Source organism: Xanthomonas bonasiae (assembly GCF_017163705.1).
In the GTDB taxonomy this organism is placed as follows: domain Bacteria; phylum Pseudomonadota; class Gammaproteobacteria; order Xanthomonadales; family Xanthomonadaceae; genus Xanthomonas_A; species Xanthomonas_A bonasiae.
The window spans coordinates 1-20,454 of sequence record NZ_JAFIWB010000044.1 but is presented as its reverse complement, the minus strand read 5'-3'; the positions used below and the strand labels follow the sequence as shown (position 1 = coordinate 20,454).

At 69.3% G+C, this 20,454-nt stretch carries 16 protein-coding genes and 1 riboswitch; of the genes, 7 read left to right on the top strand and 9 right to left on the bottom strand.

All coding sequences use genetic code 11. The annotated features are described in order from the left end of the window. Positions 1-134: 134 nt before the first annotated feature. Complete coding sequence (locus JR064_RS22215; protein WP_179570749.1) at positions 135-2,237, bottom strand: catalase; 2,103 nt, start codon at positions 2,235-2,237, stop codon at positions 135-137. Between the two features lie 479 nt (positions 2,238-2,716). Here JR064_RS22215 and JR064_RS22210 point away from each other — a divergent pair, with 479 nt between their 5' ends. Continuing rightward, the gene (locus tag JR064_RS22210; RefSeq protein WP_206231175.1) at positions 2,717-4,192 is read left to right on the top strand and encodes a diguanylate cyclase; all 1,476 of its coding nucleotides are present in this window, start codon (positions 2,717-2,719) and stop codon (positions 4,190-4,192) included. Between the two features lie 80 nt (positions 4,193-4,272). Then, complete coding sequence (locus JR064_RS22205; RefSeq protein ID WP_206231174.1) at positions 4,273-4,998, top strand: hypothetical protein; 726 nt, start codon at positions 4,273-4,275, stop codon at positions 4,996-4,998. A gap of 78 nt (positions 4,999-5,076) precedes the next feature. On the opposite strand, the gene gcvP is transcribed toward JR064_RS22205, so the two are convergent. Next, the gene (gcvP, locus tag JR064_RS22200) at positions 5,077-7,938 is read right to left on the bottom strand and encodes an aminomethyl-transferring glycine dehydrogenase (RefSeq protein ID WP_206231173.1); all 2,862 of its coding nucleotides are present in this window, start codon (positions 7,936-7,938) and stop codon (positions 5,077-5,079) included. Between the two features lie 101 nt (positions 7,939-8,039). Next, positions 8,040-8,147, bottom strand: a riboswitch (glycine riboswitch). Positions 8,148-8,477: 330 nt separating this feature from the next. Here gcvP and JR064_RS22195 point away from each other — a divergent pair. The 3 genes from JR064_RS22195 to JR064_RS22185 are packed head-to-tail and all read left to right on the top strand — an operon-like array spanning position 8,478 to position 10,729. Next, complete coding sequence (locus tag JR064_RS22195) at positions 8,478-9,728, top strand: multidrug effflux MFS transporter (protein WP_206231172.1); 1,251 nt, start codon at positions 8,478-8,480, stop codon at positions 9,726-9,728. Between the two features lie 52 nt (positions 9,729-9,780). Then, complete coding sequence (locus JR064_RS22190) at positions 9,781-10,194, top strand: hypothetical protein (RefSeq protein ID WP_206231171.1); 414 nt, start codon at positions 9,781-9,783, stop codon at positions 10,192-10,194. 4 nt (positions 10,195-10,198) lie between these two features. Further along, on the top strand, positions 10,199-10,729 hold the full coding sequence (locus JR064_RS22185) for a GNAT family N-acetyltransferase (protein WP_206231170.1): 531 nt from the start codon (positions 10,199-10,201) through the stop codon (positions 10,727-10,729). Between the two features lie 30 nt (positions 10,730-10,759). On the opposite strand, the gene JR064_RS22180 is transcribed toward JR064_RS22185, so the two are convergent. The 3 genes from JR064_RS22180 to JR064_RS22170 form a co-directional block, all read right to left on the bottom strand. Next, a complete protein-coding gene (locus JR064_RS22180) occupies positions 10,760-12,760 on the bottom strand; it encodes a M2 family metallopeptidase (RefSeq protein ID WP_206231169.1) in 2,001 nt (666 codons plus the stop codon). A gap of 106 nt (positions 12,761-12,866) precedes the next feature. Beyond that, positions 12,867-14,555, bottom strand: coding sequence for a phosphoethanolamine transferase (locus JR064_RS22175; RefSeq protein WP_206231168.1), 1,689 nt, complete (start codon positions 14,553-14,555; stop codon positions 12,867-12,869). Continuing rightward, a complete protein-coding gene (locus JR064_RS22170) occupies positions 14,552-15,328 on the bottom strand; it encodes a phosphatase PAP2 family protein (protein WP_206231167.1) in 777 nt (258 codons plus the stop codon). Before JR064_RS22170 ends, JR064_RS22175 begins: the two co-directional genes overlap by 4 nt. Positions 15,329-15,569: 241 nt before the next feature. On the opposite strand from JR064_RS22170, the gene JR064_RS22165 reads away from it, so the two are divergent. Both JR064_RS22165 and JR064_RS22160 read left to right on the top strand, forming a co-directional pair. Continuing rightward, entirely contained in the window at positions 15,570-16,271 is a 702-nt protein-coding gene (locus tag JR064_RS22165; RefSeq protein WP_206231166.1) for a response regulator transcription factor, read from the top strand. After that, a complete protein-coding gene (locus JR064_RS22160) occupies positions 16,261-17,553 on the top strand; it encodes a sensor histidine kinase (protein ID WP_179570761.1) in 1,293 nt (430 codons plus the stop codon). Before JR064_RS22165 ends, JR064_RS22160 begins: the two co-directional genes overlap by 11 nt. A gap of 671 nt (positions 17,554-18,224) precedes the next feature. Here the strand turns inward: JR064_RS22160 and JR064_RS22155 are convergent. From JR064_RS22155 to minC, 4 genes are all read right to left on the bottom strand, one after another. Beyond that, positions 18,225-18,722 (bottom strand): hypothetical protein, encoded by a 498-nt coding sequence (locus tag JR064_RS22155; protein WP_206231165.1) that lies wholly within the window; start codon positions 18,720-18,722, stop codon positions 18,225-18,227. A gap of 256 nt (positions 18,723-18,978) precedes the next feature. Next, on the bottom strand, positions 18,979-19,236 hold the full coding sequence (gene minE, locus JR064_RS22150) for a cell division topological specificity factor MinE (RefSeq protein WP_009608870.1): 258 nt from the start codon (positions 19,234-19,236) through the stop codon (positions 18,979-18,981). A gap of 2 nt (positions 19,237-19,238) precedes the next feature. Then, complete coding sequence (gene minD, locus JR064_RS22145) at positions 19,239-20,048, bottom strand: septum site-determining protein MinD (RefSeq protein WP_179570763.1); 810 nt, start codon at positions 20,046-20,048, stop codon at positions 19,239-19,241. 37 nt (positions 20,049-20,085) lie between these two features. After that, on the bottom strand, positions 20,086-20,454 hold a 369-nt coding region (gene minC / locus JR064_RS22140), incomplete at its 5' end, for a septum site-determining protein MinC (RefSeq protein WP_206231164.1).

Here is a 20,454-nt window from a genome sequence, read left to right as displayed (position 1 = left end):
GGCGCTCGGGAAGCCGTACTACGTCCTGCCGGGGTGACCACCTCTGCGGTCCAGCGCTTCCGCCGCCGCAAACCAAAACCGCGCCATGCGGAGGCATGGCGCGGTCGGGGCAGGGTGCCGCTGGCGACGCTGGCTCAGGCGAGCATGCGCAGCTTCGGTTCGCGGTCCCACTGGCGGGTCTTGGCCGCTTCGATGAAGCCCTTGCCGTTGCCGGCATCGAGCACGCCGGCGTCCTTGACCACGTTGCCGGCCTTCAGCAGCGGCTGCGCGCCGGCATCGGCGGCAATCGCCTTCAGGTGCGCAAAGGCGTTGCTGACGAAATCCACCGCCGCCGACTCCTTGCTCAGCTGCTTGCCGGCCTCGGCCGACAGCACCACCGCCACCGCGTCGAACACGAACGACGGGGTGCCGGCCAGTTGCCCATCCGCGGCCAGCTTCCTGCCGTCGCTGAGCTTGGCGCCGCCCAGCTTCGGCGCGACGATCTTGACCGTGGCGCCGGCGTCGCGCGCTGCCTTCTGCAGGTTCTTCACCGTCGCCGCGTCGGACCCGTCGTGGACCAGGATGCCGATCGCGCGGCCCTGCAGGGTCGGCTTCATCTTGCCGATCAGCTGCAGCGCCGGCGACGGCGGCATGTCCTGCGGCGCGACCGCGGCCGGCGGTGCCGGCGGCAAGGTGTCCATGCCCAGGCCGTCGGCCACGCGCTGCGCCAGCGCCGGATCGACGTGGCGCAGGTGTCCTACCACCGCCTCACGCACATGCGCGGTCTCCACCTTCGACAGCTCGAACACCAGCGCCGAGGCGACGTGCGCCTGCTCCGGCTTGCTCTGGCTGCGGAAGAACATGCGCGCCTGGCTGTAATGGTCGGCGAAGCTCTCCGCGCGCACGCGGCCCTTGGCGCCGTCCTCGCTGGGCGTGGCGTGGCTGGGGAAGCCGCGCGCGCTTTCGCGCGGGGTGTCGTCCTGCAGCGAGCTGGGCTCGTAGGCGACGCGGCCCTTGGGCACGCCCATCTGCATGTGCCCGTCGCGCTGCATGTTGGCGAACGGGCACTTCGGCGCGTTGATCGGGATCTGGTGGAAGTTCGGCCCGCCCAGGCGGCTGAGCTGGGTGTCCAGGTAGGAGAACAGGCGGCCCTGCAGCAGCGGATCGTTGGAGAAGTCGATGCCGGGGGCGATGTTGGCCGGGCAGTACGCCACCTGCTCGGTCTCGGCGAAGAAGTTGTCCGGCCAGCGGTCCAGCACCATGCGCCCGACGATCTTCAGCGGCACCAGTTCCTCGGGGATCAGCTTGGTGGAATCGAGATGGTCGAACGGGAACTTGTCCGCCTCTTCCTCCGTGAACAGCTGCACGCCCAGTTCCCATTCTGGGAAATCGCCTTGCTGGATCGCCTCGAACAGGTCGCGGCGGTGGAAATCCGGATCGGCGCCGGCCAGCTTCACCGCTTCGTCCCACACCGTGGACTGCAGGCCGAGCTTGGGCCGCCAGTGGAACTTGACGAAGGTGCTGTTGCCGTTCGCGTCGAGCAGGCGGAAGCTGTGGATGCCGAAGCCTTCGATCATGCGCAGCGAGCGCGGAATGGTGCGGTCGCTCATCGCCCACATGATCATGTGCAGCGATTCGGGGGTCAGCGAGATGAAGTCCCAGAACGTGTCGTGCGCGCTGGCCGCCTGCGGGAAGCCGCGGTCCGGCTCCATCTTCACCGCGTGGATCAGGTCCGGGAACTTGATCGCGTCCTGGATGAAGAACACCGGGATGTTGTTGCCGACCAGGTCCCAGTTGCCTTCCTTGGTGTAGAACTTGACCGCGAAGCCGCGCACGTCGCGCGGCGTGTCCACCGAGCCGGCGCCGCCGGCGACGGTGGAAAAGCGGGTGAACACCGGCGTCTTCACCCCGACCTCGGTGAGGATCTTGGCGGTGGTGTACTTGTCCAGCGAGGCGGTCAGTTCGAAATAGCCGTGCGCGGCGCTGCCGCGCGCGTGCACGATGCGCTCGGGGATGCGTTCGTGGTCGAAGTGGGTGATCTTCTCGCGCAGGATGAAGTCTTCCAGCAACGTCGGCCCGCGCGGGGTGGCGCGCAGCGAGTTCTGGTTGTCGGCGATCGGAATGCCCTGGTTGGTGGTCAGCGGCGGATGCGTGCCGCCGGCGTGCTGGTGCAGTTCGTCGCCGCGACCGCGCTGGTCGGCGACGGCGCTGGTATCGACGGGCGTGCTGGATTTGCTGGGCTTGCGAGGGCTGGCCATGGATGTGCGCTCCGGGGGATGAGGCGGGGACGGCGGAAGGGATTCGCGCTGCAATGGCTGCACAATGCGCGGGAGAGAGAGGGTGTCAGGGGTCTGGCCGATGCTGGGCCGGCAGGCGTGAACGGTCCGTGCAACCTGTCCGAGCACGGCGTGAGGACGGCGCAGCGGCGTGTGGTGCGGTTCGCACAACGTGCAGATGCGCGAGCGGCGTGCATTCGCCATGTAGCGACGCGGCTCGCCGCCGTCGCCCGCAGCCTCTTGCGGCCTCTGCGGCGAACCGCGGTCGTACCGCTGCAGCTGGCCGACGGGAGGCCGCAAGCGCCGCCAGGTGCGGGCGTTGCCGCCAAGCCGGGGCTACAGGACGGCGCCGCGCGGCCGATAGTGCGTTGCGCGGCGCTCCTTCCAGGGGCTGCGAGCGCGGGGACGGCGCAACGGCAGCGGCCGATGCAATGCAGCATGGCGTGCGACGGAGACCGAACGTGTTCTTGCCCATCCTCGTCATCGGCTTGTTGCTCGCCCATGCGCTGGCCGCGCACGCGGGCGGCAGCGCCGCGCCCGCTGCGCAATGGTGCGGCCTGGCGGTGCAGGCGATGGCGGTGCTGGCCGTGCTGCGCCGGCTGCGGCGTGCCCCGGCGATGGACCGGATGCCGTGGCGGCTGCTGGGCGCCATGGTCGGCGTGCAGATGCTGTGGACCGGCTGCAACCTGCTGGCATTGCTGTTCCCGCCGCACGGTCCCGCGCTGCAGAAACTGGGCGTGATGTTTTCCGGCTCGTCGATGATCCCGGCGCTGTACCTGATCGCGCGCTCGTTCAACCGATCGCAGCCGCGGCTGATCGTGGCACTGGATGCGGTGCTGGCGCTGGTCGGCGCCGGCCTGCTGTTTCTGCTGATCGACCTGGCGCTGTCGTCCAGCAATGGTTTCTCCGAACCCGACGTCAACCTGATCATCAATCACGCCGATGCGATCGACCTGCTGCTCGCGTCGATGGCCACGCTGCGCCTGCTCGGGGCCGGCGGCTGCAGCCGCCGCCATTTCTATCTCAGCGCCAGCGCCTACCTGTGGATCAACGGCGCGGTGGCGGCGCTGTACAACCGCATCGAACTGGGCGGGCTGCCGTGGTGGGGCGGGCTGCTGATCGATCTGCCCGGCATGGCGCTGGTGCTGGTCGCGTCGCTGCCGCGGGGGCGCTGGCTGCGCCACGCGCGGCCGAGCATGCGCAGCGCGGAACTGATCGCCGCGTTCGCGCCGATCGTGTTCTCGCTGGCGGTGCTGTTGCTGGCGATCAGCGTGTCGCGGGTCAGCTTCTTCTGGGGCATGGCCGCGGCGACCCTGGCGGTGATGGTGTACGGGGCGCACGTGGCGTTCCTGCACAGCGAGCATCTGGAGATCCAGCGGCTGAGCCGCGTGAGCACGCGCCGTCTGCAACAGCAGGTGGCGCGCGATCCGCTGACCGGCATCGCCAACCGGGTCGGCCTGGCGGCGCGGCTGCGCGATATGGACGACGGCCGGGACTGTTCGCTGCTGATGATCGACATCGACTTCTTCAAGCAGTTCAACGACAGCCACGGCCATGTACGCGGCGACGCCTGCCTGGTGAAGGTGGCCACCGCGCTGGCCGAGGCCTTGCCTGCGCAGACCGCCATGGTGGCGCGCTACGGCGGCGAGGAATTCGCGGTGGTGCTGCCGGACACGGTGGCCGATGCCGCGCACGCGATCGCGCGGCGCCTGCTGGCCGCCATCGAGCAGCGCCAGATCCCGCACCCGGCCAGCCCGCTGGGCGTGGTCACGGTCAGCATCGGCATCGCCACCCGCCCGGCCAGTGCCGAGGCGGCGATCGATCTGCTGCACCAGGCCGACGCCGCGCTGTACCGCGCCAAGCGCAATGGCCGCAATTGCTGTGCGCATGCGCAGGATGCGGCGGCGGAGATGCAGGGCGTCGCTGCGCCGTGTTGAGCGTGCGCGGCGAACGCTGCGCGGAAGCGTCGCCGAATCGTGCCACCATCGCGGTTCCATTCCCGCACGTCGATCCCGCGATGCCGCTCAGATCCCCCTGGCCGTGGTTCCCCCTGTTGCTGGCCGTCGCCGGCGCCGCGCAAGCGCTGGATCCGCCGGCGGTGGCCTATCCGCAGTTGCCCGCGCAAGGCCGCGATGCCGCCGCATTCGTGCCGGGCGGCTGGACGCTGGAGTTCGAGCGCCGCGGCGATCTGAACGGCGATGGCCGCGCGGACCTGCTGCTGGTGCTGAAGATGGCCGATCCGCGCAACGTGCTGGACAACGCCGGCTTCGGCCCGGATCGCTTCGACACCAATCCGCGCATGCTGGCGGTGGCCTTCGCCGAGGGCGATGGCTACCGGCTGGCGCTGCGCGATCACGCGTTGATCCCGCGCCCGGACGCGCCGAACATGGAGGATTACCTGGACGGCGGCGAACCCGCCATCGCGCGCGGCGCGTTCTTGGTGAACCTGCACCAGTTCTCCAGCGCCGGGAGCTGGAGCACCTCCGAGACGACCTTCCTGTTCCGCTACCGGCAGGACTGCTTCCAGCTGATCGGCTACGACATGCGCGGCCTGCACCGCGGCAGCGGCGAGGTCGACGAGATCAGCGTGAACTACCTGACCGGCAAGGCCAAGCTGCGCACCGGCAGCATCGAAGACAGCGCGCTGCGCACGCAATGGCGGCAGTTGCCCAAGCAGCCGCTGCGCTGCCTGCAGCAGGTCGGCGACGGCCTGGCCTTCGATCCCGGCGTGGAGCGCGACTGAGCACAGCGCCTTCGGCAAAAAAACGCCAGCCCCGACATGCGGGGCTGGCGTGGCGATACGCGACAGGGCAGGTGGGCGTTACGCCACCACGTCGTCCTTGTACGCATCCACCGGGATGCACGCGCACATCACGTGCTTGTCGCCGTAGACGTTGTCCACCCGCGCCACCGGCGGCCAGTACTTGGCCTGCTTGAGCGTGGGCAGCGGGAACGCGGCCAGCTCGCGCGGGTAGGCGTGGGTCCACTCGCCGGCGGTGACCTGCGCGGCGGTATGCGGGGCGTGCTTGAGCGGGTTGTCCTCGCGGTCCAGGCGGCCGTCCTCGATCGCGCGGATCTCTTCGCGGATCTGGATCATCGCGTCGATGAAGCGGTCCAGCTCGTGCAGCGATTCGCTCTCGGTCGGCTCCACCATCAGCGTGCCGGCGACCGGGAAGCTCAGCGTCGGCGCGTGGAAGCCGAAGTCGATCAGGCGCTTGGCCACGTCCTCGGCGCCGATGCCGGTGCTCTTCTCCAGCGGGCGCACGTCGAGGATGCACTCGTGCGCGACCAGGCCGTTGCGGCCGGTGTACAGGGTCTTGTAATGCGGGGCCAGGCGCTTGGCGATGTAGTTGGCGTTGAGCAGCGCGACCTGGGTCGCCTTGCGCAGCCCCGCGTTGCCCATCATGGTGATGTACATCCAGCTGATCGGCAGGATCGAGGCGCTGCCGAAGCTGGCCGCGCTGACCATGCCGACGTCGCCTTCGCCGCCCAGCGTGCGCGGCAGGAACGGCGCCAGGTGCGACTTCACCGCGCACGGACCCACGCCCGGGCCGCCGCCGCCGTGCGGAATGCAGAAGGTCTTGTGCAGGTTCAGGTGCGACACGTCCGAGCCCCACTTGCCGGGCTTGGCCACGCCGACCAGCGCGTTCATGTTGGCGCCGTCGGTGTAGACCTGGCCGCCGTGCGCATGCACCGCCTCGCAGATCGCCACCACGTCTTCCTCGAACACGCCGTGGGTGGACGGATAGGTGATCATCAGCGCGGCCAGGCGGTCGCTGTACTTTTCGGCCTGGGCGCGGATGTCGTCGACATCGACGTTGCCGTTGGCGTCGCACTTGGTGACCACGACCTTCATGCCGCACATCTGCGCCGAGGCCGGGTTGGTGCCGTGCGCGGACTCGGGGATCAGGCAGATGTCGCGATGCGCTTCGCCGCGCGAACGGTGATAGGCGCGGATCGCCAGCAGGCCGGCGTATTCGCCCTGCGCGCCGGAGTTGGGCTGCAGGCTGACCGCGTCGTAGCCGGTGCATTCGACCAGCATCGCTTCCAGTTCGTCGATCAACTGCGCATAGCCGGTGGATTGTTCGGCCGGGGCCAGGGGGTGGATCGCGCCGAACTGCGGCCAGGTCACCGGGATCATCTCGGCGGTGGCGTTGAGCTTCATCGTGCAGCTACCCAGCGGGATCATGGTGCGATCCATCGCCAGGTCCTTGTCGGCTAGCGCGCGCATGTAGCGCAGCAGCTCGTGTTCGCTGTGGTGGGTGTTGAACACCGGGTGCTGCAGGAACGCGCTGCTGCGCTTGAGGTCTTGCGGCAATGCGTCGGCAGTGGCCGCATCGAGCGCATCGACATCGGCGCTCGCGCCGAACAGCTGCGCCAGCGCGATCACGTCGGCGCGGGTGGTGGTCTCGTCCAGGCTGATGCCCAGCGCCTCGCTGTCGATCGCGCGCAGGTTGATGCCGGCCGCGCGCGCCTTGGCATGGATCGCCTCGGCATCGATCGCCTTGACGTGCAGGGTGTCGAAGAAGCGCTCGCCGACGCTGATGCCGGCGCTGCGCAGCGCCGCAGCCAGGATCGCGGCCAGGCGGTGGGTGCGCCGCGCGATGCGGGTCAGGCCGTCGGGGCCGTGGTAGACCGCGTACATCGCCGCCATCACCGCCAGCAGCACCTGCGCGGTGCAGATGTTGGAGGTGGCCTTCTCCCGTCGGATGTGCTGCTCGCGGGTCTGCAGGGTGAGACGGTAGGCGGGGTTGCCGGCCGCATCGATCGACACGCCGATCAGGCGCCCCGGCATCGAGCGCTTGTAGGCGTCGCGGCAGGCCATGAACGCGGCGTGCGGGCCGCCGAAGCCGAACGGCACGCCGAAGCGCTGCGAGTTGCCGACCACGATGTCCGCGCCCCATTCGCCGGGCGCGGCGATCAGGGTCAGCGCCAGCAGGTCGGTGGCCACCGCGACCAGGCCGCCGCGCGCATGCACGGCGTCGGCCAATGCCTTGTGGTCGCCGATGTGGCCGAAGCTGTCCGGGTACTGCAGCAGCACGCCGAAGCATTCGGCCTGCAGCGCTTCCTCCGGCGTGCCCACGCGCAGCACGATGCCCAGCGGCTCGGCGCGGGTGCGCAGCAGCTCCAGGGTCTGCGGATGCACCGCGTCGTGCACGAAGAAGGTGTCGGACTTGGCCTTGGCCGAGCGCTTGGCCAGGGTCATCGCCTCGGCCGCGGCGGTGGCCTCGTCCAGCAGCGAGGCGTTGGCGATCTCCATGCCGGTCAGGTCCGCGCACATGGTCTGGAAGTTGATGAGCGCTTCCATGCGGCCCTGTGAGATCTCCGCCTGGTACGGCGTATAGGCGGTGTACCAGGCCGGGTTCTCGAGGATGTTGCGCAGGATCACCTTCGGCGTGTGGGTGCCGTAGTAGCCCTGGCCGATGAAGCTGCGCAGCACCTGGTTCCTGTCGGCGATGGCGCCGATCTTGGCCAGCGCTTCCTCTTCGGTGATCGCGTCGGGCAGCGCCAGTGCAGCCGGCGACTTGATCTTGCCCGGCACGATGGCGTCGGTCAGCGCGTCCAGCGAGTCGTGGCCGACGGTGCGCAGCATGTGCGCGATCTCGGCGTCGTTCGGGCCGATATGGCGTTCGACGAAGGCCGAGTGGTGTTCGAGGTCGCGCAGCGAGGGGGTGTTAGACATGGCGGTCGTCCGGCAGAGGAGGGCACGAAGGGCGGAGGACGCACGGATGCCGCCGTCGGCCGCAGCTGCGGACACGACCGACGGGAAGCCACATGTCTTCCCACTGCCCCTCTGTCCTTTTGCCTGAGAGTTTGGAAGCGGCGGCGGGCTGCGCTGCGCTTCGTGCCCCTTCGGCGCCGGGTTGGACCGGTCTCTCCAGAGTCTTGGTGCGGGTGGTATCGGGCCTGAGCGATTACGGGCGTTTGCGCCTTCGGCAGCGGGTCGCCCCGCTTCTCCCACCATGCTGCCCGGCGATTATAGCGTGGCCGGCGGCGCCCACGGCGGCCTCCGCACGGCCCGCCCGGCGGGCCTGCCGCGGCTCGCTGAACATGCGGGTCTGCGCCCCGGTGCGGCGTGGCCGCGGCCGCGGCGCTTAACGCGGCACTGGCAAGGGTCTATCATGGCGGCATTCCCTCTCCCCATCGTTCCGTCCCTTGGACGGTGTCGTCGCGTGTTCGCCCACCCGGGCTGCGTGCGGCCGGCTTTCCAGGATCCTGCGCATGACGCTCCCGACGATCTCGACCCGCCGCCTGGCATTGCTGCTGGCCGGGCTGGCGATGTTTGGTCCGTTCTCGATCGACACCATCTTCCCGGCGTTCCCGCAGCTGGCGCAGCGCCTGCGCGCCGATCCGGTGGCGATCCAGCAGACCGTGAGCGTGTACCTGCTGGCCTACGCGCTGATGGGCCTGGCGCACGGGCCGCTGTCCGACGCCTGGGGCCGCAAGCGGGTGATCGTCGGCGGGCTGGTGGTGTTCATTCTGGCCTCGGCCGGCTGCGCGCTGTCGCGCGACTTGCCCACGCTGCTGGCGTTCCGTGCGCTGCAGGGGGTTTCCGCCGGCGTCGGCATGATCGTCGGCCGCGCGGTGATCCGCGACCTGTACCAGGGCCACGACGCGCAGCGGCTGATGAGCCAGGTGTCGATGATCTTCGGCATCGCCCCGGCGATCGCGCCGATCATCGGCGGCTGGATCCTGGCCACCGGCGCCGGCTGGCCGACGATCTTCTGGTTCCTGGTCGGGTTCTCGCTGCTGTTGCTGGTCGCCACGCTGCGCTGGATGCCGGAGACGCATCCGCCGCAGGCGCGTACCCCGCTGGCGCCGCGCACGCTGCTGCGCGACTACATCGCCATCGCGTTCAACGCGCGCTTCCAGCGCCTGGCCGCCGCCGGCGCGTTCAACTTCGCCGGCGTGTTCCTGTACATCGCCTCGGCGCCGGTGTTCATCATCGACCTGCTGCACCGGACCGAGCGCGATTTCGCCTGGCTGTTCATTCCCACCATCGGCGGCATGACCCTGGGCTCGTTCCTGTCCGGGCGCATGGCCGGGCGCATCGGGCCGATGCGGCAGGTGCGCATCGGCTTCATCTGCTGCGGCGTGTCGATGGTCGGCAACATCGCCTATACCGCGATCGCGCCGCAGATCGCGCTGCCGTGGGCGGTGCTGCCGATCTTCGTGGCCGGCCTGGGCATGGCGCTGATCTTCCCGATCCTGGCGCTGGCGGTGCTGGACATGTACCCGCGCCAGCGCGGGCTGGCCTCGTCGCTGCAGGCCTTCACCCAGCTGATGCTCAATACCGTGGTGGCCGGGGTGCTGTCGCCGCTGCTCAGCGGCCGGCCGATGCACCTGGCGCTGGGCTCGGGCGCGTTCTTCCTGATCGGCTGGGGCTTCTGGCGCTGGGAGCGGCGCAGCGGCAAGCGCCTGCCGCGGCCCGGCAGCCAGGTGCCGCAGCTGGAGCCGGCCGATCCGGTGTGACGCCGGCGCCGCGGTTGGGCTATCGTCGCCGGGTCATCGTTGAGGAAACCGCATGTCCATCCAGTCCAAGCAGCGCCGCGACGTGCGCAAGAAGCTTGCCGAACGCCTGCGCCACCGCAGCGAAGCCGCCGCCGCTGCGGCCACCGCGATCGAACCGCATGCCGAGCTGCGCGACCAGCAGCGCACCTTGCTGGCCGGCATCGTGCGCCGCGACGGCGAGTGGGTGCTGGGCATGGACGGGCGTATCGCCGGGCAGAGCGAGAGCGCCGCGCAGGTGCTGTCGCTGATCATGCAGGCCGCGGAACTGCACGAGCGCGCCGGCACGCCGGTGCGGCTGGTGTATTCGGATGCGCTGAAGGACGCCGCGCACGCCGATGCGCAGGCGCAGGGGCTGAGCTTCGACGAGTTCAAGGAGCGCCACGCGCAGGTCATGCAGCGCGGCGCCGGCGCGGCGTTGCCGGGCTGAAGACATGGGCCAGAGCGCCAGCCAGGCCGCGGACGCCGCCGTGTCGCTGGCGCGGGTACGGCGCCGCGACGGGCTCGCGCTGATCCAGGCGCACCGCGCCAGCACCGCGCTGCATCATCCGTGGACGTATCCGTTCACCGACGTGCCCGGCTTCAACACGTGGTACGCGCAGACCCTGGACGGCACTAACGTCGCGCTGCTGGCGCGCGCGCGCGACAGCGGCGAAGTCGCTGGCCTGTTCACCTTCAGCCAGATCGTCGGCGGCTGCTTCCAGAGCGCCTACCTGGGCTACCACGCGATGGCCGGCTGCGAAGGCCGCGGGCTGATGACGCATGCGTTGCGGCTGTGCGTGGCCTACGCGTTTTCCGAACTGGGCCTGCATCGGGTGGAGGCCAACATCCAGCCGGACAACACGCGCTCGCTGGCGCTGGTCAAACGCGCCGGTTTCCGCCACGAAGGCTATTCGCCGCGCTACCTGCGCATCGGCGGGGTGTGGCGCGACCACGAGCGTTGGGCGCGGCTGGCCGACGATTGAGTCGGCGGCCAGGTCGCCGCACCGCGGCGATCACTGCGGCGTCGGCGCCGTGGCGGCAGGGGCCGTTGCCGCCGCCTGTACTGCCTTCGGCGCTTCCCACCCGCACATCTGCCCCTGGTTCTGCTGCTTGAGCCACTCCTGCATCGGCGCGAAGTATTCCAGCAGCGGGGCGGCGTCGAGCTTGTCGTTGCCGGTCAGTTCCTTCAGCGTTGCCTGCCACGGCTGGCTGCCGCCACGTTGCAGCATCGACCAGAATTTCTGCCCGGCCTCCTTGTTGCCGTAGAAGGTGCATTCGTACAGCGGACCCTTGTAGCCGGCGGCGTCGCACAGGCCCTTGTAGAACTGGAACTGCAGGATGTGCGACAGGAAGTAGCGGGTGTACGGGGTGTTGCCGGGGACGTGGTACTTGGCGCCTGGGTCGAAGAAGTCCTCGCCGCGCGCCGACGGCGGGGCCACGCCCTGGTACTTGGCCTTCAGGTCCCACCAGGCCTGGTTGTAGTGTTCCGGCGCGATCGAGCCGTCGAACACGCCCCAGCGCCAGCGGTCGATCATCAGCCCGAACGGCAGGAACGACACCTTCGCCAGCGCCATGCGCATCTGCGCGTTGATCAGTGCCTCGCGGCTGAGCTGCGGCGCCTCGACCAGGCCGATCGAATGCAGGTACTGCGGGGTCATCGCCAGCACGATGGTGTCGCCGATCGCCTCGTGGAAACCGTCGTTGGCGCCGCCCTGGAACAGCGGCGGCAGCGGGTTGTAGGCGAGGTCGTAATAGATGTGGCCGAGCTCGTGGTAGATGGTGGTGAAGTCTTCCTCGTTCGGCTGGATGCACATCTTGGTGCGCACGTCGCCGGCCATGTCCATGTCCCAGGCGCTGGCGTGGCAGACCACGTTGCGGTCCAGCGGCTTGATGAACTGGCTGCGCGCCCAGTAGCTGTCCGGCAGCTTGGGCATCGCCAGCGAGGTGTAGAAATCCTGCGCGCGCTCGGTCATCTGCTTGGCGCTCTGCAGCTGCGCGTCGCGTTGGGCCATGAACCGCGCCTCCGGCGAAGTGTCGCCATTGCGCCGCGCCAGCGCCGCGCCGAGGTTGCTCTGGTACTGCTTCTCCAGCGTGTCGGTGATGTCCAGGCTGCCGGCGCCGGGGTAGGGCTGCAGCAGGTCCCACAGGTTGCTCCAGTCCTGCTGCCACATGTTGCCGAGCAGGTGCGCCGGCAGCAGGCCGCCGGCGACCTCGCCCTTGTCCTTGCCGTACTCGGCGTCGAGCTTGCCGCGGGTGTAGCAGTGCAATTGTTCGTACAGCGGCTTGACCTGGCTCCACAGCCGGTCGGTCTCGGCGGCGATCTGCGCCGGCGGCATGTCGTAGCCGCTGCGCCACATCGCGCCGGTGTCGGCGTAGCCCATTTCGCGCGCGCCTTCGTTGACCAGTTCGATGAAGCGCTGGTAGTCCTGGCGCATCGGCTGCGCGGTGCCGTGCCAGCCCTGCCAGGCGTCGAGTTGCTGGTCGTAGTCGCGGCTGCGGCGCAGCACGTCCTCCAGTTCGCCCAACTGCCGGCAACGGCGCGCATCGCCCTCGCCGGTGCAATAGGACGCCGCGCCGTAAGCGCCTTCCATCTTCGAGGCCAGCTGGGCCAGTTCGGCCAGCTTGGCCGGGTCGCGCGGCGCCGGCATCGCGGTCATCAGCTTCAGCAGCTGCAGCGCACGCGCGCTGTCGGCCGACATCGGCTTGCCTTCGTAGCGCTTGGCCTGCGCGATCCAGCCGTTGAGCGTGGTCAGCCAGCGTTCGTTGGCCTTGGCCACCAGCCGCTCCGAATCGCCGTTGATGTAGGTGATCGACAGCCACTGCGCCGAGGTCAGCTCCGGCAGCAGCGCGCGGTATTCCTCGTTGATGCGGGCGACGAACTGGTCGGCGCTCTCGCCGGGCGCGGCCGGCGCCGGCGCGGTGTCGGTTTCGGTGGTCGCTTCCTTGCGGCACGCGGACAGCGCAAGCACGCTCGCGCCGATGCACAGCGCAAGCAGCAGGGGGCGGTGGTTCACGGCGGATCCCTTCGGTGACGAATGCGACGAGGCTAGTGGTCCGCCCCGCCCGCCGCAAGGGCCGCCCGCGCCGACGGCGCAGTCGGCGCGCCGTCGCCGCCGTCGCTTAGCGGCTTCCGGCGCCGGCGGCGATTGCGCTGCCGCCACCCACGCACTGCGCGAACAGGTCGCGCGAACGTTCGTAGACGCCGGTCTTGACCTGCATCAGGCCCAGCACCGACGGGAACAGGTTGTCCTGGTCGGCGTACTGGCGCGAACGCGCACGCACGCAGGCCAGGTCCAGGCCGCGGTCGCTGGCGAAGCCGGGCGAGAACCACATCACCATCGGCACGTGGGTCTGCTCCTGCGGGGCGATCGCATACGGCACGCCGTGCAGGTACAGGCCCTTCTCGCCCAGCGATTCGCCGTGGTCGGACAGGTAGATCATCGCGGTGTCGTAGTCGGGCATCGCCTCCAGCGTGGACACGGTGCGCGCCAGCAGCTGGTCGGTGTACAGCAGCGAGTTGTCGTAGGCATTGGCGATCAGGTCGCGCTCGCAGTTGCCCAGGTCGGCGGTCTCGCAGGTGGGCGTGAAGCGGCGGAAGCTGGCCGGATAGCGTTCGAAATAGCTGGGGCCGTGGCTGCCGAGCTGGTGCAGCACGACCACGCGGTCGCCGGGCTTGGCGCGCACCTGGGTGGCCAGGTCCTGCAGCAGGATCTCGTCCATGCAGCGCCCGTCCTTGCACAGCTGCGGGTCCTTGGCGTCGTCCAGGCGCTGGATCGCCAGGCCGTCGCACACGCCCTTGCAACCGGACTGGTTGTCGCGCCACAGCGTGGCGATGCCGGCGTGCTCGAGCACGTGCAGCAGCGACTGGTGCTTGCGGATGTTGCCTTCGTTGTAGTCGTGGCGGCCGAACGGGGAGAACATGCACGGCACCGACACTTCGGTGCTGGTGCCGCACGAATGCATGTCGGGGAAGTTGATCACGTCCAGCTGCGCCAGTTGCGGCGTGGTCTGGCGGACGTAGCCGTTCAGGCCCCAGTTCTGCGCGCGCGCGGTTTCGCCCAGCACCACCACCAGCAAGCGCGGCTTGCTGCCGGGCGCGCGCGGGGTGGCGATCGCATCGTGTTCCAGCGGCAGCTTCGGCGCCTTGTGCGTGGGGCTGTCGGACTTCAGGTTCTGCCGCAACGCGACCAGGTAGTTGATCGGCGTGGCCAGGTAGCGGATCTCGCGGTGGTTGCGCATCATCGCCGACAGGTCCTGGAACGACAGCATCGCGCCGACGCCGCCCAAGGCCAGCATCGCCAGCAGGAAGCCGGCGCGGATCGCCAGCGCCCTGCCTGGCGGACGCCGGACCAGGCGCAGCCGCCACAGCGCCAGGATCGGCAGCGCGGCGTAGAACAGCAGCGGCGCGATCAGCGCCGGGGTCATCAGTTCGCGCGATTCCTTGTGGTCGGTGGCCAGCACGTTGCGCAGCATGTCCGCGTCCAGGTAGACGCTGTAGCTGTTCATGTAGTGCGTGGCGAATGCGGTGGTGAGCAGCAGCACGCTCAGCAGCGGCTTGGACACCCCGCGCCACAGCAGCAGGCCCAGCAGCAGCCCGTGCACCGACAGCAGCAGCAGGAACAGCGACAGGCCCAGCTTCAGGTCGCCGGGGTGGCCGCTCATCGCGCTGCGCCAGAACATGCCGTTGCAGACCAGGGCGAAGAACGCGCTGGCGGCCAGCGCCAGGATTTCGTTGCTCACCAGGGGGCGGTGGCGCCACCAGTCGGTCTTGGACTGGCGGGTGCCGGAATGCGGCATCGAAACGCTCATGCGTGGCTTTCCTTCACGACAGGCAAGGGCAGATGCATGGATCGGGCCGAAACCTGCGGCTGCCACAGCAAGGCGCGGTACAGACCCAGGGCCACAGCCCAACTCAGGGACAGCGTCCACAGATCGTGGGACAGGAAGTGCGCACCGCGCAGCTGCTGGCCGAGCCCGAACAGCAGCCCGGCGCCAAGTCCGACCGCCAGTGCCGGCCAGCGCCAGGCCGGCTTCAGCGCCAGCGCGACGAAGTACAGCGCCACCCAGGCATAGCCGGCGCTGGAATGCCCGGCCGGGAAGCAGGCCGCATGCGGCATGCCGGCCGGCCGCGCCTCGAACAGGCCGATGTAGGGCAGGTGGCCGCCGTAGCGGCTCAGGTCCCAGGGGCAGTCCATGTGGGTCAGCGACTTCAGCAGCGACACCACGCCGGTGCTCAACGCTACCGCCAGCGCCAGGTACAGCAGCGGCAGCCGGTAGCGCTGGCCGTCGGCGCGGCGCCAGGCCCAGACCGCCAGGGCGGCGGTCGCCACCCAGGCCACAGTGCTGAGCAGCTTGCCGTCGTGATGGATCAGGCTGCTGGTCAGCGCCGCGTTCTTCAGTGCCCAGTGGCCGCCTTCCCAGCGGTACAGCAGGTCGGCGAACCAGAAGTCGCCGCCCAGGCCCATCAGTACGGTGCTGGCCAGCAGCGCCGCAGCCAGCGGCAGCCACAGATGCCGGCGATAGAACGCCGACGGCGCGGGCAGCACGGAAACGGCAGGCAGGGGCAGGGAGGGGCTGTGCATGGGTGCAGGCGGGCTGGGCGCGCGAACGGTGGCGAGTGTCATGATGTTGCGCTCCTTGTCGGAGACCGGTCGGATTGGAGCGCCGCAGGCGCGACGCTTCAGCCCAGGTTGCCGTCGCGGTTTTCGGGTTCCGTCCAGGTTTCGTCGAGATTCGGTCAAGACGCAGCGTTCCGACCGCGTTCCGACGCGCATCCGCTAGCATGGCGCCATCCCCCGTCGTCCCGGAATGCGAGCGAGTGCCATGCGGCTGTTGGTGATAGAAGACAACCGGAACCTGGTCGCGAACCTGTTCGACTACTTCGAGGTGCGCGGCCACACCCTGGACGCGGCGCCGGACGGCGTCACCGGCCTGCACCTGGCCACCACCCAGCACTACGACGCGGTGATCCTGGACTGGATGCTGCCGCGCCTGGATGGCCCGCAGGTGCTGCGCGCGATGCGCGAGCAGCACCACGCCGAGGTGCCGGTGATCATGCTTACCGCGCGCGACGAACTGCCGGACAAGATCGCCGGCTTCCGCGCCGGCGCCGACGACTACCTGACCAAACCGTTCGCGCTGCCGGAACTGGAAGTGCGGCTGGAGGCGCTGCTGGTGCGCGCGCAGGGCCGCGGCCGCAGCAAGTTGCTGCGCGTGGGCGACCTGCAGCTGGACCTGGGCACGCTGGAGGCGACCCGCGGCGGCCGCACCCTGCACCTGTACCCGGCCTGCCGCAAGCTGCTGGAAGTGCTGATGCAGGCCAGCCCGGCCGCGGTCACCCGCGATCGCCTGGAGCAGGCGCTGTGGGGCGACGAGCCGCCGGACGGCGACATGCTGCGCTCGCACATCTACGACCTGCGGCGCAGCGTGGATGGTCCGTTCGCGACCAAGCTGATCCACACCCTGCCGCGCATCGGCTACCGGCTTGCGGTGGTGGACCCGCACGAGCAAGAGCATGCCGCGTAGGACCGGGCTGCGGCAGCGCATCACCCTGTGGCTGGTCGGCTATGCGGCGCTGCTGTCGCTGGCGGTGTTCGTGCATGGCTACATCGTCAACGACCAGGCCGAGCAGCTGACCTGGCGTTCGCTGCTCAGCTCGGAGCTGGAACATTTCCTGGCGCGCAGCGCGGTCGATCCGGACTACCGCTGGATCGACACCCGCACCGTGAGCCTGTACGGCGACGAAGGCGGCGAGCCGCTGCCGCCGGCGGTGGCGGCGCTGGCGCCGGGCCTGCACGACGACGTGCCGCTGGAAGGCCGCGACAAGGTGGTGCTGGTGCAGGACGTGCGCGGCCGCCGCCTGGCGCTGTCGCTGGACATCACCGAGCTGCAGAAGCACGAGGAGAACCTGGCGCTGTGGATGCTGCTGTCCAACGTGATCGCGGTGCTGCTGCTCGGCGCGCTGGTGGCCTGGGGCCTGGGCCGGGTGGTGCAGCCGCTCACCGACATGGCGCAACGCATCGGCAGCCTGCGCCCGGACCGGCCGGGCCAGCGCATCGAAGTGCATCCGCGCGCCAGCGCCGAACAGGTGGTGATCGCCGATGCATTGAACGACTACCTGCTGCGCAACGACCTGTTCGTCGAGCGCGAGCGCGCCTTCATCGACAGCGCCAGCCATGAATTGCGCACGCCGGTGGCGGTGATCGGCGGCGCCGCCGAACTGGCGCTGGAGCAGTCCGACATCCCGCCCAGCGCGCGCAACCAGCTGCTGCGCATCCGCCGCACCGCCAGCGGCGTCGGCCAACTGATCTCGTTGCTGCTGGTGCTGGCCAAGGATCCGGCGCGGCTGGCGCGCGGCAGCGACCTGGTGCGGCTGGACCAGTTGCTGCCGGACATCGTCGAGGACCATCGCCACCTGTGCGCCGACAAGCGCCTGGAACTGGTGCTGGCGCCGTTGCCGCCGTGCGAGGTGCTGGCGCCGCTGGCGATCGTGCAGGCGGCGATCGGCAACCTGCTGCGCAACGCCATCGAGAACAGCGACCAGGGCGTGATCCAGATCGCGATGCCGGCGCCGGGCGTGGTACGCATCGACGACCCCGGCCACGGCATGGCGCCGGAAGAGATCAGCGCCATCTACATGCGCATGGCCCGCGGCGGCGGCCGCGAGGGCAGCGGCATCGGCCTGGACCTGATCGCGCGGCTGTGCGAACACCTGGGCTGGTCGCTGCAACTGGATTCGGATGCAGGGCAGGGCACGCGGGCGACATTGGACCTGAGTCCGGCATTGAAGGACGGCGGCGCGGCGTAGCGCGTTGCCGCTCTTGCCCGAAGCGGCATCCGCTCGCGGCTCTGGCTGCGCAACCTGTAGCGCAACCTGTAGGAGCGGCTTCAGCCGCGACTGCATCCGCAGCCGGGTTGGCATCCGTGCCCTGACGGCATCCGAAGCCTGGGCGCTATCCCGCTTCGTTCGTCGCGACTGAAGTCGCTCCCACAGTGGCCTGCGGCAGATTGGCTGGTGCACTGTGGGAGGGACTTCAGTCCCGGCCGCATGCGTAGCCGGTTGGCATCGGTGCTTCGTTCGTCGCGGCTGAAGCCGCTCCTACAGTGGCTTGCGGCAGATTGGCTGGGTGCACTGTGGGAGGGACTTCAGTCCCGACTGCATGTGTAGCCGGTGGGCATCCGTACTTCGTTTGTCGCGACTGAAGTCGCTCCTACAGGGGCCTTGCGGTTGGTCTGCTGGGTGCACTGTAGGAGCGGCTTCAGCCGCGACTGTATTCGCGGCCAGTGGGCATCCGTGCTTCGTTCGTCGCGACTGAAGTCGCTCCTGCAAAAAGCGTGCGGATGGCTAGCCTGGTGCACTGTGGGAGGGACTTCAGTCCCGACTGTGTCCGCAGCCGGTCGGCGCCCGCGCTTCGCTCGTCGTGGCTGGAGCCGCTTCTGCGAGTGCTCCGGGCCGGCGATGGCAGGATGGGCGAAGCCTCAGTCCGGCTGCGGCAACAGTCCGCGCTGCAGCAGCCAGGCGCGCGCGTCCTCGGCGTCCTGTTCGAACCAGGCGCGCGTGGAGCCCAGCCGGTAGGTGTAGCCCCAGGCATCCATGTCGGCCATCAGCCGCGCGCTGCCGACGCCGGGCAGCGCGTCGGCCAGCACGATCTGCAGGTAGCAGGTGGCGTCCTCTTCCGCGACCGAGTCGGTGGCGTCGGTATGCACCAGCGCACGCCGTTCCGGCGGCAGCACGATCAGGTGGCAGGCTTCGTGCAGCAGCGAGTGCACCGGCGTGTCGTCGCGCACGTACACGTCGCTGGCGATCACCCCGGCTTCCGGTTCGCCCCAGTAGCTGCCGGGAATCTTGGCGCCGTCGGCGACCCGGTGCAGCATCAGTCCATGCCGGGCCAGCAGCGCGCGCGGCGCGTCCAGGCCGATGGCGCCGACGGTCAGGACCTCGGCAGCGGGTGCGGAGCGGGAGTCGTGGGTCTGCATCGGGAGGTCGGGAAGGAGGAGCGGCGCGAGACGCCATCGGCAACGGATTGGCGGCGGTTGGGCTGGCCGACAGCGCGACTGCCGTGCCGCTCGAGCTCATGCGTTCGGTGACGCCGCTGGGGTTGTGCAGGCAACCGTGGCGCATTGCCGGCGCCGCAGTGCATCGTCAGGACATTACGTCGAACACACCTAAAGAACAATGCGGCGCAGGCTGCGCGCCACGGCCGCTGTCTGCGACCGCAGCGCGTTGCACCCCTCAGGGCGTCGGCCCTTCCGGCAATGCCACCGAGATATCCAGCACGTCGTGTTCGCCGTCCTTGACCAGGTCCACCTTGACCGCGTCGGCGTCGATGTTGACGTACTTCTTGATCACTTCCAGCAGTTCGCGCTGCAGCAGCGGCAGGTAATCCGGGCCGCCGCGGTGGTTGCGTTCCTGCGCGATGATGATCTGCAGGCGGTTCTTGGCCGTCTCGGCGGTGTTCTTCTTGGCCTTGAGGAAGTCGAATAGTCCCATGCTCACCCTCCGAACAGCTTGGTGAAGAAGCCCTTCTTCTCCACGGAGATGAAGCGCATCGGGCGCTCTTCGCCCATGATCCGGGCCACGGCGTCGTCGTACGCCTGGCCGGCCGGGGACTCGCCGTCCAGGATCACCGGCTCGCCCTTGTTGGAGGCGTTGAGCACGTCGCCGGATTCGGGGATCACGCCGATCGCCTTCAGCCCCAGCACTTCCTCCACGTCGGTGATGCTGAGCATCTCGCCGCCTTCCACCCGGCCCGGGCTGTAGCGGGTCAGCAGCAGGAACGCCGGCACGGTCTTGCCTTCCTCGGCCTTGCGGGTCTTGGAGTCGAGCAGGCCGATGATGCGGTCGGAGTCGCGCACCGAAGAGACTTCCGGGTTGACCACGACCACGGCGCGGTCGGCGAAATACATCGCCAGGAACGCGCCCTTCTCGATGCCGGCCGGCGAATCGCAGACGATGTATTCGAAGCCTTCGGCGACCAGGTCCTTGAGCACCTTCTCCACGCCGTCCTGGGTCAGCGCGTCCTTGTCGCGGGTCTGCGAGGCAGCCAGCACGTACAGGTTGTCGAAGCGCTTGTCCTTGATCAGCGACTGCTTGAGCGTGGCCTCGCCGTGCACCACGTTGACGAAGTCGTACACCACCCGGCGCTCGCAGCCCATGATCAGGTCGAGGTTGCGCAGGCCCACGTCGAAGTCGATCACGGCGACCTTCTTGCCGCGTCGCGCCAGCCCGCAGGCCAGGCTCGCGCTGGTGGTGGTCTTGCCGACGCCGCCCTTGCCGGAGGTGACTACGATAATTTCAGCCAAAGGAATGTCTCCTGATACGTTCGGTTGTAGGGCCGCGTCAATCTTGCGCGGCGATCTTGATCTGGTCCTGCTCCAGCCAGACCTGGACGGCCTTGCCACGCAGTTCCTTGGGAATATCGTCCAGCACCTTGTAGTGGCCGGCGATGGCGACCAGTTCGGCGTGGAAGTCGCGGCAGAAGATCCGCGCCTCGGTATTGCCTTGCGCGCCGGCCAGCGCGCGACCGCGCAGGCTGCCGTAGATATGGATGCTGCCGTCGGAGATCACTTCGGCGCCGGCGCCGACCGTGGCCACCACGGTCAGGTCGCAGTTCTCCGCATACAGTTGCTGGCCCGAGCGCACCGCGGTCCTCTGCATGCGGCCCGGCTGCGGGCGCGCCGCAGGGGCGGGCCGCATGCAGAGGACCGC